The 14,525-nt window shown below is 38.5% G+C and carries 14 protein-coding genes and 1 riboswitch; of the genes, 4 read left to right on the forward strand and 10 right to left on the reverse strand.

Annotated features, from left to right (window positions below; translation table 11 throughout):
* Positions 1–81 precede the first annotated feature (81 nt).
* The 4 genes from ald to JM84_RS01505 form a co-directional block, all read right to left on the reverse strand.
* Complete coding sequence (ald, locus tag JM84_RS01490) at positions 82–1,188, reverse strand: alanine dehydrogenase (RefSeq protein WP_013750842.1); 1,107 nt, start codon at positions 1,186–1,188, stop codon at positions 82–84.
* Between the two features lie 125 nt (positions 1,189–1,313).
* Positions 1,314–1,583: a SemiSWEET family sugar transporter gene (locus JM84_RS01495; protein WP_013750841.1), complete on the reverse strand. Its 270-nt coding sequence runs from the start codon at positions 1,581–1,583 to the stop codon at positions 1,314–1,316.
* A gap of 92 nt (positions 1,584–1,675) precedes the next feature.
* On the reverse strand, positions 1,676–4,666 hold the full coding sequence (locus tag JM84_RS01500; protein ID WP_013750840.1) for a leucine--tRNA ligase: 2,991 nt from the start codon (positions 4,664–4,666) through the stop codon (positions 1,676–1,678).
* A 182-nt stretch (positions 4,667–4,848) separates the two neighbouring features.
* Positions 4,849–5,772 (reverse strand): ketopantoate reductase family protein, encoded by a 924-nt coding sequence (locus JM84_RS01505; RefSeq protein WP_144782412.1) that lies wholly within the window; start codon positions 5,770–5,772, stop codon positions 4,849–4,851.
* Between the two features lie 110 nt (positions 5,773–5,882).
* Positions 5,883–5,975, forward strand: a riboswitch (TPP riboswitch).
* Between the two features lie 159 nt (positions 5,976–6,134).
* Between JM84_RS01505 and JM84_RS01510 the strand changes: the two genes are divergently transcribed.
* Positions 6,135–8,312 (forward strand): TonB-dependent receptor, encoded by a 2,178-nt coding sequence (locus JM84_RS01510; protein ID WP_261375685.1) that lies wholly within the window; start codon positions 6,135–6,137, stop codon positions 8,310–8,312.
* 136 nt (positions 8,313–8,448) lie between these two features.
* On the opposite strand, the gene JM84_RS01515 is transcribed toward JM84_RS01510, so the two are convergent.
* Positions 8,449–8,871, reverse strand: coding sequence for a hypothetical protein (locus tag JM84_RS01515; RefSeq protein WP_013750837.1), 423 nt, complete (start codon positions 8,869–8,871; stop codon positions 8,449–8,451).
* A gap of 189 nt (positions 8,872–9,060) precedes the next feature.
* Between JM84_RS01515 and greA the strand changes: the two genes are divergently transcribed.
* The 3 genes from greA to JM84_RS01530 all read left to right on the forward strand — a co-directional run bounded on the left by greA (position 9,061) and on the right by JM84_RS01530 (position 10,392).
* Complete coding sequence (gene greA / locus JM84_RS01520) at positions 9,061–9,537, forward strand: transcription elongation factor GreA (protein ID WP_144782414.1); 477 nt, start codon at positions 9,061–9,063, stop codon at positions 9,535–9,537.
* A 188-nt stretch (positions 9,538–9,725) separates the two neighbouring features.
* A complete protein-coding gene (locus JM84_RS15435) occupies positions 9,726–9,920 on the forward strand; it encodes a four helix bundle protein (protein WP_261375686.1) in 195 nt (64 codons plus the stop codon).
* Positions 9,921–10,002: 82 nt separating this feature from the next.
* Complete coding sequence (locus JM84_RS01530; RefSeq protein WP_144782416.1) at positions 10,003–10,392, forward strand: HIT family protein; 390 nt, start codon at positions 10,003–10,005, stop codon at positions 10,390–10,392.
* 6 nt (positions 10,393–10,398) lie between these two features.
* Here the strand turns inward: JM84_RS01530 and JM84_RS01535 are convergent, their stop codons facing one another.
* The 5 genes from JM84_RS01535 to JM84_RS01555 all read right to left on the reverse strand — a co-directional run bounded on the left by JM84_RS01535 (position 10,399) and on the right by JM84_RS01555 (position 14,516).
* Positions 10,399–10,743 carry a hypothetical protein gene (locus tag JM84_RS01535; protein ID WP_144782418.1) on the reverse strand — a complete coding sequence of 115 codons (345 nt, stop codon included), beginning with the start codon at positions 10,741–10,743 and terminating at the stop codon, positions 10,399–10,401.
* Positions 10,744–10,765: 22 nt separating this feature from the next.
* On the reverse strand, positions 10,766–11,353 hold the full coding sequence (locus JM84_RS01540) for an NUDIX domain-containing protein (RefSeq protein WP_013750832.1): 588 nt from the start codon (positions 11,351–11,353) through the stop codon (positions 10,766–10,768).
* Positions 11,350–12,543, reverse strand: a complete 1,194-nt coding sequence (locus tag JM84_RS01545) for a sensor histidine kinase (RefSeq protein ID WP_144782420.1) — start codon at positions 12,541–12,543, stop codon at positions 11,350–11,352. The genes JM84_RS01540 and JM84_RS01545 overlap by 4 nt, the downstream gene beginning before the upstream one ends.
* 81 nt (positions 12,544–12,624) lie before the next feature.
* Positions 12,625–13,353 (reverse strand): metallophosphoesterase family protein, encoded by a 729-nt coding sequence (locus JM84_RS01550; protein ID WP_013750830.1) that lies wholly within the window; start codon positions 13,351–13,353, stop codon positions 12,625–12,627.
* Between the two features lie 26 nt (positions 13,354–13,379).
* Positions 13,380–14,516: an ATP-binding protein gene (locus JM84_RS01555; protein ID WP_144782422.1), complete on the reverse strand. Its 1,137-nt coding sequence runs from the start codon at positions 14,514–14,516 to the stop codon at positions 13,380–13,382.
* Positions 14,517–14,525: the final 9 nt, after the last annotated feature.

Consider the following 14,525-nt stretch of genomic DNA (forward strand, 5'->3'; position numbering starts at 1 on the left):
GTTGTAATGACAACTACATAAGATTATGGAATACATATGTTGTTTTTAAAAGTTCGCTTTCGCGAAAGCGTAACCCACAACCTATATTGCTAGCGGAACATATGGAATATCAAAAACCTCCGAAATCTCTTGATACACAACATAACCTCCTACTATATTCACTCCTTTTTTAAGAGTAGCATCTTTAAGACATGCAGCTTTCCAGCCTTGATCTGCAATCTTTAATACATAAGGAAGGGTGATATTGGTAAGCGCTACGGTGGAAGTATAAGGCACTGCACCAGGCATATTTGCCACACAATAATGCACCACATCGTCTATAATAAAAACTGGATCTTCGTGCGTAGTAGGTTTTGAGGTTTCCACGCAGCCACCTTGATCTACAGCAACATCTACAATTACGGTACCTGGGCGCATCTCCTTGAGCATGTCTCGAGTAATAAGTTTTGGCGCTTTTGCACCAGGAATAAGAACACCTCCTATAATAAGGTCGTGCGTTTTTATGTGTTTACGGATATTAAATTCATTTGAAAACTCTGTCACCACGTGTGGCGGCATGATATCATTTACATGACGTAGTCGCTTCATGCTAATATCAAGAATGGTTACATGAGCACCTAGTCCCGCAGCCATTTTTGCTGCTTGAATTCCCACCACTCCTGCTCCTAAGACTAACACCTTACCAGGACTCACTCCAGGAACTCCACCTAGAAGTACGCCTCGTCCTTTTACAGGTTTCTCTAGGTATCGCGCTCCTTGCTGTATAGACATACGACCGGCTACTTCGCTCATAGGAGTAAGCAACGGGAGCGATTGGTCTTCTTCCTCTACCGTTTCATAGGCTATACAAATAGATTTACTCGCAATCATCGCTCTGGTGAGCGGCTCACTAGAGGCAAAGTGAAAGTAAGTAAATACAATCTGATCTTTCTTAATGAGCTTATATTCTGGCTCAATAGGTTCTTTTACCTTTACAATCATCTCTGCGCTCGCATAGACCTCCTCAATCGTATCAAGGATTGTGGCGCCCGCATCTATATAATGTTGATCTATAAAACCGCTATTAAAACCAGCTCCTTTTTGAAGATGTACGCTATGACCTCTCTTTACGAGTTCATAGACTCCGCCAGGTGTGATGCCCACCCTATTTTCATTGTTTTTAATCTCTGTAGGAACACCTATTACCATTGCTTAAATTTTGGCATCAAGGTAACAGTAACTTAAAAAAATGCAGATTATAAAATGCTAAAAATCAAAGGCTCTCATAATGATATTATTAAAAATAGCTATGAATTTCTAGTAATCTGAAAATGCTATTTTTTATCGTATTTTATTTTGAAATAGAGTAATAAGAAGGAAGAGACTACAGTAATTGCATTTGCTAATATGATGGCGAGACTTTCTTTAAGAACACCATAAATGAGCCAGAATACAATCCCTACAAAAAACATAGTAAACATAGGGAGACTCAAACCAGAGACATCCTTAGTTTTCCAGGTTTGATACACCTGAGGCAAGAAAGCCGCCGTAGTAAGTGTGGCTGCAACCAGACCTATAATTTCTATGTTATCAATTCCTGCCATAGCGACAACGTATTATTAATGTAATTACAAAACAAAAGCCTGCTCGTGAGCTATCTGAACACAAGCAAGCTTTATATATTAAAATCAGGTTATTACCCTACTATATTTACAATCTTACCAGGCACAATAATCACCTTTTTAGGTGTGCGACCATCTAGATACATTTGTGTTTTCTCATTTGCCATAACTACTTTTTCTATCTCATCTTTAGATAGATCTAGTGGTAATTCTAGCGTAAACTTCATCTTCCCATTAAAGGAGATAGGATAGTTCTTTGCACTTTCTACAAGATGACTTGCATCAAATATTGGGAAAGCAGCTTCAGAGATACTTTCCGAATGGCCTAGCTTGTTCCAAATTTCCTCTGCGATATGCGGAGCATAAGGAGCGATAAGTATTACCAGAGACTCCAGCACTTCACGAGAAGTACATTTTTGAGCACCTAACTCATTTACAGCGATCATAAATGTAGATACAGACGTGTTGAAACTAAAGTTCTCAATATCCTCTTCTACCTTTTTAATTGTTTTATGAAGTGTTTTAAGGCTGTCTTTACTTGGCGCCTCATCAGTTACATTAAAAGCTTCGTCTGCTCCATTATGGTAAAGCTTCCAGAATTTCTTTAAGAAGTTATGCACTCCTGTAATTCCTGCCGTGTTCCAAGGTTTTGCTTGTTCTAGCGGACCTAAGAACATCTCGTACATACGTAGCGTGTCTGCTCCGTATTGCTCACAGATTTGATCTGGATTTACGACGTTATACTTAGACTTAGACATTTTTTCAACCTCGCGGCCTACTTTATAAACACCTTCTTCTAAGACAAACTCAGCGTTTTTAAATTCTTCACGCCAGTTCTTGAAAGCTTCTACATCTAGCTCATCAGATGCGTTGACTAAGGAAACGTCTACGTGGATTGGCGTAAATGCTGACCAAGATGTTATTGAGGAACTCAGACCCTCATGACTACTCATGAGCTTATTTCGAATTGCCTGAAATTCTTCTCCATCGTTAAGAAATGTTCCTTCTTTAATAGATTTTTCAATTAAATTTTTAGAAACAAAAATTGGTTTACGCTTTTCAGCACCCTTGGGAGTAAATCCATACTCCCATCTATACACAAAAGCACTAGTCCCCAAAATCATCCCTTGATTGATCATCTTTTGGAAAGGTTCATCTATGCCTACGTGTCCTCTATCTTTTAAGAACTTCACCCAGAAACGTGAGTACAATAAGTGCCCAGTTCCGTGCTCAGATCCTCCTATATATAAATCTACATTACCCCAGTAATCCATTGCTTCCTTTGAAGCAAAGACTTCATCACGTTGTGCTTTCTCCATGTATCTAAAGAAATACCAGCTACTTCCTGCCCAGCCTGGCATGGTATTGAGTTCTAAAGCAAAGACTGTTTTCCCATCAATCAGATCATTTGAAACAACCTCATTATTCTTAGTATCCCATGCCCATACATCTGCACGGCCTAATGGTGGCTCGCCTTCTTCTGTAGGTAGGTATTTTTCTACTTCTGGAAGTTTAATAGGTAAATGAGCAACGTCAATCATCTTTGGGATTCCGTTCTCATAATACACTGGAAATGGTTCTCCCCAATAACGCTGGCGGCTAAAGACCGCATCACGCAATCTATAGTTTGTTTTACCAGCTCCTGCGCCTATTTTTTCTAACTCGTAAATCGCAAGTTTTACGGCTTTCTTATATTTTAATCCGTTTAAGAAATCTGAGTTTGTGATAACCGTAGTTGCCTTATCTGAAAAAGCTTCTTCTGAGATATCTACGCCTTCAAAAACGTTAGGAATTGCAATATCAAATTTCTTTGCAAAATCATAATCACGTTGATCACCACAAGGAACTGCCATCACGGCTCCTGTACCATAACCAGCAAGTACATAATCTCCTATCCATACTGGAATAGGTTCCTTTGTAAAAGGATGCTCTGCATATGCTCCAGTAAATACACCAGAGATGGTTTTTACATCTGCCATACGCTCACGTTCAGAACGCTTTGCCGTTTTTTCAATGTATGCTTCTACTGCTTCTTTCTGTTCTGGAGTTGTAATCTGAGCTACTAACTCATGTTCTGGAGCTAGTGTCATGAAAGACACTCCAAATATCGTATCAGGGCGTGTCGTAAACACCTCTACACTTTCGGCATGATCTTTAAGAGGGAATGAAACCATCGCTCCTACAGATTTACCTATCCAGTTGCGCTGTGTTTCTTTTATTGATTCGCTCCAGTCTATTCCTTCAAGTCCTTGGATTAAACGTTCTGCATAAGCAGAAATACGCATAGACCATTGTGTCATTTTCTTGCGTATCACAGTGTGACCACCACGCTCAGAAACGCCGTTTACAATCTCATCGTTTGCAAGTACGGTCCCAAGTGCTGGACACCAGTTTACTTCCGTTTCTGCGAGATAGGTAAGGCGGTATTGTAATAATATATCTTGTTGTTCTTTTTCTGTAAATGCATTCCACTCTTCAGCGGTAAATGGTGTGATATTATCATCACAAGCAGCGTTTACCTCGGCATTTCCAGTTTTCGCGAAAGCGGAAACCAGCGTTTCTATCGCTTCTGCTTTATCTGTATCCTTATTGTACCAAGAGTTAAAAAGCTCTGTAAAAATCCACTGCGTCCATTTATAATACTCAGGATTTGAGGTGCGCACCTCACGACTCCAATCAAAAGAAAAACCAATTTTATCCAGCTGTTTTCTATAACCAGCAATCACATTTCCTTGGTTATCTACACCACCCTCAATATTCACCTTTGTAGTTACCGCAGGATGCTGCCCCGTCTGGATTGCATATTGCTCTGCAGGCAATCCAAAAGAATCATATCCCTGTGGATGCAATACATTAAACCCCTTTAAACGCTTGTAACGCGAGTACACATCACTTGCAATATACCCAAGCGGGTGACCCACGTGAAGCCCTGCTCCAGAAGGATAAGGAAACATATCAAGCACATAATATTTAGGTTTATCACTGTTATTTGACGCGTGAAAAGTGCCTTTATCTGCCCAGTATTGTTGCCATCTGGCTTCTATCTCGTTAAAGTGGTATTTCATGGTATATGTATTATTTATACGCTTTCGCGAAAGCGTGCTCTTCCTCATTTAAGGGGGCAAATTTACAATTAATTATGGGGAATTAGATAGTAGCCAATGACATGCTTTGGTTATCATTATAACACTCACTTTTGTATACTCACTGTAATGTGATTTCTCGTCGCTGCTCGCTGTCGAAATGACTATTGTCTTGCCTGTTGTTCTTGCGGCAATAACAACTCATAAATCATCTCGTTTACGGGTGTAGGCACACCTAGTCTTTTACCTTCCTTCACGATATAACCATTGAAGTTTTCTAATTCGCTAGGTTTTCCCGCCATAATATCGCGCTGTGTTGAGGCTGTAGTCTCATGGGCTTGCTTGCTAATGGCTTCAAACATATTTTTAATTGTTTTCTCTGGGAGTATAATTCCTTTTGCTTTTGCCACCTCAAATACTTCTTGCGCGGTTTTGCGCATCAATTCATTTATATATGGCTGCTCTCTCATCACTCCTATAGGAACTCTTGTTAGTCCGCCTATGGCGCTTATGGTTGTTATAAAAAGGAACTTTTGCCAGATGGCTACTTGAATATTATCTGGAACAGCCGCATTAATTCCTGCATCTGTAAATACAGACAGTATTTTTTCTAGGCGTTCCGTCTTACTATTATCCTGTTCTCCAAAGAGTATTGCAGGCGCAATATCTGGATTAGAAATCACTCCTGGCGCTTCAATAAAACTTATCATACGGCAAAGTCCTGCCAGTACTTGTGACTTAGGCACCATCGAATTGAGGACCTCTACATTACTTGCTCCATTTTGTAAAGGCAGATACAAAGTATTTTCATCACAATATTGCAATATACCTTTTACAGCGCTGTCTATTTGATATGACTTCACTCCAAAGATGACTAGGTCTGGCGTTTCAATCTTGCTAAGATTATCTGTTGCCAGATACGGACTAGCTTTAAAGTCTCCTGTTATGCTTTTTACCTCAATACCGTTTTCTTGTATGGCCGTAAGGTGTTCTCCTCTAGCAATCATGGTCACTTTATTTCCAGCAAGTGCGAGTTTACCACCAAAGAATCCTCCCACGCCACCGGCTCCGTAAATCAAAATATGCATCGTTTTATAATTTTATAAGAACTAGAAAATGCTAGTCAGTTTAAAAGTACAGTAAGCGGATTTATTTTTTCTTTATAATATCTTAATTAAAAACTCTAGTATATCTTTGCAAAATCTCAAAGGGGTGCTTTTATACGAAGCTGAGATTATACCCATTGAACCTAGAACAGGTAATGCTGTTTAGGAATGAGGAACATGTCTTTCCAGATAACGCTATACAAATTAGCTTTTCTAGTGTCACCATATTTCTCTTGAGAAGCACCACGGTGCACCCTCTTCAATATGTGCTTATCGCACAGGTATGTAAATGCTAACTCATTTAGAATATTTGCCCTTTGTATTCGTAACTAAACCATATACGGATGAAAAAGATCCTATTGAGTATGATTGCGCTTGCAGGAATTACAGCTAGCGCACAAGAGAAAACAGTGGTAGACACTACAAAAGTAGAGTCACTTGATGAAGTTTTAGTTCGTTCTGTACGAGTAAAAGCCGACTCACCTATTACGCATTCCAACCTTACAAAAAAACAAATTGCAGAGCGCAACTTAGGTCAAGACATTGCCACGCAGCTTAACTTTTTACCAAGTGTAGTAACAACCTCAGATGCAGGTGCGGGAATAGGTTACACAGGTTTTAGAGTGCGCGGTACGGGTAATCAAGGTATCAATGTTACTATAAATGGAATCCCATATAATGATGCAGAGAGTGCAACTACGTTCTTTGTAAATCTTCAAGACTTCAGCTCTTCTGTCGAGAGTTTACAATTGCAACGTGGTGTAGGATCTTCTACTAATGGACCTGGAGCTTTTGGAGCAAGTCTTAATATTCTTACAGATGCAATTTCTAATGAGGCATATGGCGAGATTTCTAACTCTTTTGGGTCTTTTGGGACGCGACGTCACAATGTGAAATTTAGCACAGGCTTGCTTAACGATCACATAGAGATATCTGGTCGTTTATCACAGATCAAATCTGACGGTTACATCGACCGTGCGTCATCTGATCTTAAATCTTACTTTTTGCAAGCAGCATACAAGGATGATAATACGCTTATCAAGCTTATCAACTTTGCAGGATCAGAGGTTACATACCAATCTTGGTTTGGGATAGATGCAGAGACACTAGCCGAAGATAGAACCTTTAACCCTGCGGGACAGTTTACAGATGAGAATGGTGAAACACGCTTTCACGAGAATCAAGTAGATGATTACAAGCAGGATCATTACCAACTACACTGGAACCAGCGTTATGACAATAACTGGAGCACACAGCTCAGTTTAAACTACACCTATGGTAGAGGCTTTTTTGAAGAATATAAAGAGGATGAAGATCTTGCTTTTTACAGTATTTCCCCTGTAGTTATAGGGAGTGAAACCATAGAAACATCAGATATTATAAGACGTCGCTGGCTAGACAATGACTTCTATGTGGCAAGTGCGACGGCAAATTACAAGGACAATAAGATTGACTTTGTAGGTGGTGCTTATGGTAGTATATATGATGGAGACCATTTTGGCGAAGTGATTTGGGCGCGTTTTGCTAGTGATAGTGAGACTGGTGATAACTATTACTTCGGGACTGGGAAGAAAAAAGAATTTTCTGCTTTCGCGAAAGCGAACTATCGCTTCAATTCAAAATGGAGTGGATATTTAGACTTACAGCAGCGCTTTATCTCATACACTACAGACGGAATCAACTCTGACGTTGCCGAATTTATTGTAGACGAAGACTATAGTTTCTTTAACCCAAAAGCAGGTCTTTCTTATAAAATAGACAGCGAAAATCAATTATATGCATCTTTTGCAAGAGCAAATCGCGAACCTAACCGTACAGATTTTGAAAACGGAGCACCGCGTCCAGAGCGTCTTAACGACTGGGAATTAGGATGGAGATACAACACGAGCCGCGTGTCGCTTAATGTAAATGGATATTATATGGGATATCGTGACCAGCTAGTTCTAACTGGAGCACTAGATGACGTAGGAGCACCTATACGTGCAAATAGTGGCGAGAGTTATAGAGCAGGTATCGAAATAGATGCCGCAGTTGCTATTACTGACAAGGTGATGATACAACCTAATCTAGCTTTAAGCACAAATAAGAATAGAGACTTCGTTTTTGAAAGAGATGGTGTATTAACAAACCTAGGACATACAAATATCTCTTATTCTCCAGATGTGGTAGTGGGTAACACCATAAGCTATAAACCTGCTGAAAATTTAAGATTGAGCTTCTTATCAAAATATGTAGGAGAACAATATCTAGGAAACATCGATAGCGACTTTTCAAAGCTAGACAGTTACTTTACAAATGATTTAAATATAAGTTATGAGATAGAGGATGTGTCTGTTTTTAAATCAATTATCCTTAACGGATTAGTAAACAACATCTTTAATATAGACTATGTGTCTAACGGGTATTTCTTTACGTATGATGATGATTTCTCAGTACCTAATGAGATTACAACAATTGAAGGAGCGGGCTATTATCCGCAGGCGGGAATTAACTTCTTAGTAGGAGCTACACTTAAATTTTAAGGGATAAACGACCTTATTATTTAATTTTCGCTATATTTAAGACACTAAAATTAAACAATGTGTAATCAGTTGGGGGACTGAACTACAAATTGTAAGTGAGAAGCCGTCTCTTTTGAGTCGGCTTCTTTTTTTACTTTTAGTTAAATACTGTGATGCTATTACCAGAAGCATTTACTCGGTAATTAAGCATTGTGTATTCTAGCACTTCATTATTAGATTGCCCAGTAAAGAGATTGTAACTATTATCATCATCACACTGGCATTTTACATTAATACCGTCTATTACCATAAGCGAGCAATCATTCGGTGCATGGTTAGGATCTGATGCTTCCCACGCAACAATGCTACTCCCTGTATTAATAACAAAAAGACCACGTATACCTCCGTTTTGAACGTAGATAGGGTTACTTGGAATTTCTAAATCTAATACCTGGATAGCACTCAACTGTGTAGAAAAGTTCACATCTAGTAAGAAAGGATTACGCTGGTTTCCATCATCACTATTTGTGCATGAAAAGCAAAGAGTAGTAAGAAGGACAAAGGTCAATATCTGACGCATAGAAATATTTTTTTTACGCTTTCGCGAAAGCGTGATTTCAATAATTTAGGCTCGCAAGGTACCATAAAACGGTAAAGGATTTAAAATATTTTGTATATTCGTGAGACACGTCCCGAAGAGGGACTTTTTTTATGTGTATGCATAAAATGACAACATTTTTAAACTAATTATACTTAAACCGGATCTATTATGAGTAAGGTAAATTATTATACACCAGAGGGCTTAAAGAAACTCAAGGATGAACTCAATCACCTACGCGATGTAGAGCGCCCTAAGGCATCACAAGATATTGCAGATGCTCGTGACAAAGGAGATTTAAGTGAAAACGCCGAATATGATGCTGCAAAGGAAGCCCAAGGTATGCTAGAAATGCGTATTGCTAAGCTAGAAAACCTAGCCTCAAATGCACGTATCATTGACGAGTCACAACTAGACACTTCTAAAGTACTTGTGCACTCTACGGTAAAGATTAAAAATCAAATTAATGGCGCAACCATGACCTACAAACTTGTAGCTCAAAATGAAGCCGACATTAAAAAAGGTCTCATCTCTGTAGACTCACCTATAGGTAAAGGACTCCTAGGCAAGAAAGTAGGCGAAGTAGCCGAAATTCAAGTGCCAAGTGGCGTGATGAAATTTGACGTTGTTTCTATCTCAAGAGACTAAGTTGAACTCGAAATTGAAGTTGAAATTGAAATTGAACGAGAAGTTGAAAAATGAAGTTGGCTAAAGAATTATAATATGAGCGATAAACCTTTCGATTTGAGTGAACTTCTGGAAGATTTTGCTGCTGCGGTTATTATACTTTACAATAAAAAACCATCTTATTTACTGCAGAATATCTCGCAAAACAATTGATACGATCATCTTGCTCATCTACTTTAAACTATGGAGAAGCCTTAGGGGCGGGAACCACTAACGACAAAGTTCATAAACTCAGAATTTGTTTAAAAGAACTAAGAGAAAGCATGCGCAATCTCAACATTCAAGTTAAAGCAAATATATTATCCGAAAACAATCTCGCATCGCTCAGAAATGAAAACGATTAACTCATAAGAATAATCGTCACCAGAATTAAAAATAGTAAATAAGAAGCTTGTTCGAGTTCAGTTTCAATTTCAATTTCAAATTATGCCAAGCATTTTCACAAAGATTATAAATAGAGAAATTCCAGGACACATTGTTGCCGAAGATGATAAACACATCGCTATTCTGGATGTAAATCCTAATGCAAAAGGACATACACTTTGTATTCCTAAAAAAGAGGTAAATAAAATATTTGATCTTGAGGAACAAGAATATCTTGACCTCATGCTATTCTCTCGCAAGGTTGCAATTGCTCTAGAAAAAGCAGTGCCTTGTAAACGCGTAGGCGTCTCTGTAATAGGTCTTGAAGTTCCTCACGTACATATACATCTTGTACCGCTACAAACTATGGAGGATATCCAATTTAAGAAAAAAGTGACACTTACCGATGGAGAGTTTAAAAATCTTGTAGAAGCTATAAAAGGGGAGTTTTAAGACGATTTACAAACCACTAACCAACGAAAAAACCACAATAGCAATGACTGCTAGAGTAATAGCCCCTATCACATAGGTTTGTGATTTTACTTTAAAGAAGGTTTCTTTTTCGGCGCGTTTTAGATTGTACTCATAAAGACGCTCAATATCTTCGGTCCATTTTACGGGATAAATAGGAAATTCACAGTGCTTGCAGTATATCTCTTCACGTACTACATCTGTCGCTTTTTTGACCCAGAAAGTATCTTTCCACTCTTGCTTGAAGCTCAACTCTAGCCCACTATTACTGTAGCATTCTGGGCAGTTGCACTGTAAAATAGTCGTTTGTATGGTCTTTAATTCGGTTGTCATAAAAGAAGTACGATGTATTTGGCTAGTTAGATCTTTCCATGATTCCAGAAAGCGCCAAATTTTGCAGCAAGATTACGGTTTTTGCATCTCTAATCTCTCCATTTTTTAATGCTTTTAACGCTTTCGCGAAAGCGTACTCAATCACAGTGATATCTTCATGTTCTGTTGCCAAACCACCGCCATTACTAACTTTTTGCTCTTCCTCATATGACGCAAGAAACATATGAATGCGCTCTGTGCTTGCACCAGGAGTCATAAAAAAGTCACCCGCTTTTGTAATGTTATCAATGCGATACCCCATCTCCTCCTCTATCTCCCTAATAATCGTTTGTTCTGGAGTCTCATCTTCTATCATCCCTGCACATGCCTCAACGAGAAAACCATCATTCTCATTAAGATATGCTGGCAGTCTAAATTGTTTGATGAGCAATACCGTTTGCCTTTTTACATTATATAGCAGCGCACAAGCTCCATCACCACGATCATACACCTCGCGGCGCACCTGATCCCAAGAGCCATCTTCATTCTGATAGTCAAAATGGACTTTTTTAAGCGTTGCCCACTGATCACTTATAATTTCTTCTTTTATATTTTTTACACGTGTATTCATTCGGCTAGTCGTAGGGAGATTTGCATAGTGGTTCCTTTATTCAATTCTGATTCTAGTACTCTTATGCGTCCGTCATGATACTCCTCAACAATACGTCTTGCGAGGGAAAGTCCAAGACCCCAGCCACGTCTTTTTGTTGTAAAACCTGGTTCAAAGACACTATTAAACTTAGATTTTGGGATTCCTTTACCTGTGTCTGTAATTAGAATTTTGGCAAATCTAATGTCACGCGAAATTGCGATAGTTAATGCTCCTTTACCCTTCATAGCATCAATTGCATTTTTAATGAGGTTCTCAAAAGTCCACCCATAGAGTTCTTTATTAAGCATCACAGGCAGCTCTCCTTGAGGAACATCTAAGGTGAAATTAATGAGCTTAGAGCTTCTCTTACTCAGATAATCATAGGCTTCCTGTGTCTCTGCTATGATATCTACTTCTTCTAGATCTGGAACAGAGCCTATCTTACTAAAACGATTTGTAATCGTCTCTAGCCTATTGATATCCTTAGTCATCTCTGCAATGTAATCTGGATTTACATTTTCCGTTTTGAGAATTTCTGTCCAACCTACAAGGGATGAAAGTGGTGTACCTATCTGGTGAGCGGTTTCTTTTGCCATACCCGCCCAAAGTAGATTTTGAGCTCCTGCTTTTGAGGTTAAATAATAGAAGTAAATCAATGCCACAAAGAGAATAACAATCACAATAAGCGCAATAGGAAAATACTTAAGCTGATTAATAACAGATGAGTTTCCGTAGTATAAAATCTGACTATCAACTCCGTCATACCCTATTACAATAGGCTCATTAATGAGTGCATACTCCGCTGCGAGACGTTTAAAATCTTCTTGCGAGAGTTTATCTTCTTTATTGATGTTCCTAGGTGTGTAATGGTTTTCTTCTATGCTGTATAAAAGTATAGGGATGGTTCTATTATCACCTATTATAAATTGCTGTAGGGATATAAGCTCATCAGAAACAATGCGTGTATCCCTGTTTCTAGTTTCTAGATTAACATCGCTCGTATTTGCAAAGGCTCTGTAAGCAGCTGCATATATTTCCACTTTAGAACGCTCTGCATCCTTGAGCTGATCAAAAAACAGCGACACATTCCACAAGATGAGTGTGGTAATGATAAGCGAAGCGATGATGATAAACCATCTCGCAATGTGCGGCTGGGCGCTAAAGTTCATAAAAGATTCTTTGTGTTAAAGATACGGGAGAAATTAAAAACGCCGGACCTCCTTATTAATTGCTTGTTGCAATGCCAACTATTAATTTCTACCTATTTCATCTGGGTATAGTGATGGAAGCGCATCACTTTGCCAAAACTCCTTTGTATCCACATCCATGACCGTAAGTGAACCCTTAAAAGCTGCTCCAGTGTCAAGATTCCAGATGTTTGCTTTATTAACAGGAACCAAGGAATTAATACGCGTAGTGGGTGTGTGACCTATATAAATCTCTTCAAATAATTGTAACCGTTTAGGATATAACGGGTCTTCCTTTTTGAGATCCTCTCTCATAGCGCAAGCCATCTCCCAGAGTGTACGATCCCAATAAAATGCGGTACTATGCCACTCGTATTCTGGACCGTTTAAATTTTGAAAACCCGCATGACAGAAAAAGCGATTTTCATCATCTAGATAGTAATCCTCAAAAGTCTTATAAAATTCAATATGCCATTGAATTTCTTGAGCAGATCTCTTTTCATAGCAATCTATTGTACTTTGCCCGCCATGCTGTAACCACTTAGGAGACATTGTTTTTCCTTCTAGCCATTGCTGCACAAGGTCGTCATGATTACCACGTATTAAAGTGACTTTTTTATATTCTTTCTTGATGCGCATTAACTCATCTATAACTGCATCACTCTCACTCCAGCCGTCTACATAATCTCCTAAAAAAATGAGATGATCATCTCGTGTGACATTTGCTCTCTTCATTACCTGCACTAAGGCTCTATAACCTCCATGTATATCTCCGAAAACTAATGTTCTCATACTCTTATTCTTTCTTTTTTAATTTTTCATTCATAACGCACTTTTCTCAGAATACGCATGGCTTCCTTATATCTTCCGTAGACAGCACCATCTAAAACTTTCAAATAAGGTTTCAATTCTACCAGCTTCTGTATGGCTGTTTCAAAACCATTGAGATAACAAATCAAGTAGGTATTAGCTAGATTATATAAATCATTCCACTCCCCTTGATTAAGCTTTATACCTCGTTTCAGTTTATAAAAAATAACATTGTTATTATTAAAAATATGATACAAGGTCTTCTTATCTATCACTGGTGGTTCAAAAATAAGCGTTGTATCAATGGTATAAGTACCGCTTTCGCGAAAGCGTATTACTACCTCTTCTAGTGGATAATATTTAAAGTGCTCTTGTACTCCCAAGTGTACAAATTCTTGAATTTTGAAGCAATCCTCATCATAAGTAATAGTTACCTCATCTAGTGTTGAGTAAAATAGTTTTACTTGTTCATTAATGAGCTCTATATCTACCCGAGAGTAGTACGTCTGACCTTTAACCACTTTTTTATTTCCAGCCCAGCACAACACAAACTGCTCTTTAAACACCTTATAAGTGCTCTCCATGTCCTTATGACGATGATTTACAAAGTCCATTACACCATCAAGCGTGAGACCTATGCTGTTTTTTGCGTGATTTTCTATTGCCGCAACAATCTCACTATTTACATCTACAATATCTGACTTGAACGTCTTAGGCATAGACATACTCCCATCTCTAAAAAACACCGTACCACCCCAATATTTCCAGATATTACGCCGTAACGCTGTAAGCTTATCTTGTGCTCGTATGGTAACAAGTCCCACTACTTTGTCTTGCGGCAAATTAGGAAAAGGAATATTCTCATAAGATATAATAGGAGGATTATCTAAGTATGCATTTATGAGATTCTGCAGTTTGCTGTCATCAAAAAATGGCACACCTATAATAGCATTTTCGCCATCATCTACGCCTATTACTATAAAAGAATTGTTCTTTGGGTTACTGTTAGAAAGCGCACAAATATGCTTTAAAAACTTTGCTTTCCCTTCTTTGTTACTGATGTCAATCTTACGTTTTTTGTCGTAGAAACTGTTCTCGTCATTATGAGCGAGTAAGTTCTTGACAAGAAGGCGTTTATTGATCATCGCATTATT

The organism is Dokdonia sp. Hel_I_63 (assembly GCF_007827285.1).
Classification (GTDB): Bacteria; Bacteroidota; Bacteroidia; order Flavobacteriales; family Flavobacteriaceae; genus Dokdonia.

Coding starts and splice junctions, on each gene's coding strand:
- JM84_RS01515 (WP_013750837.1), bottom strand. CDS start 8,871: ATGCGTCAGATATTGACCTTTGTCCTTCTTACTACTCTTTGCTTTTCA.
- JM84_RS01555 (WP_144782422.1), bottom strand. CDS start 14,516: ATGATCAATAAACGCCTTCTTGTCAAGAACTTACTCGCTCATAATGAC.
- JM84_RS01550 (WP_013750830.1), bottom strand. CDS start 13,353: ATGAGAACATTAGTTTTCGGAGATATACATGGAGGTTATAGAGCCTTA.
- greA (WP_144782414.1), top strand. CDS start 9,061: ATGAGTAAGGTAAATTATTATACACCAGAGGGCTTAAAGAAACTCAAG.
- JM84_RS01510 (WP_261375685.1), top strand. CDS start 6,135: ATGAAAAAGATCCTATTGAGTATGATTGCGCTTGCAGGAATTACAGCT.
- ald (WP_013750842.1), bottom strand. CDS start 1,188: ATGGTAATAGGTGTTCCTACAGAGATTAAAAACAATGAAAATAGGGTG.
- JM84_RS01540 (WP_013750832.1), bottom strand. CDS start 11,353: ATGAATACACGTGTAAAAAATATAAAAGAAGAAATTATAAGTGATCAG.
- JM84_RS01530 (WP_144782416.1), top strand. CDS start 10,003: ATGCCAAGCATTTTCACAAAGATTATAAATAGAGAAATTCCAGGACAC.
- JM84_RS01505 (WP_144782412.1), bottom strand. CDS start 5,772: ATGCATATTTTGATTTACGGAGCCGGTGGCGTGGGAGGATTCTTTGGT.
- JM84_RS01500 (WP_013750840.1), bottom strand. CDS start 4,666: ATGAAATACCACTTTAACGAGATAGAAGCCAGATGGCAACAATACTGG.
- JM84_RS01535 (WP_144782418.1), bottom strand. CDS start 10,743: ATGACAACCGAATTAAAGACCATACAAACGACTATTTTACAGTGCAAC.
- JM84_RS01545 (WP_144782420.1), bottom strand. CDS start 12,543: ATGAACTTTAGCGCCCAGCCGCACATTGCGAGATGGTTTATCATCATC.
- JM84_RS01495 (WP_013750841.1), bottom strand. CDS start 1,583: ATGGCAGGAATTGATAACATAGAAATTATAGGTCTGGTTGCAGCCACA.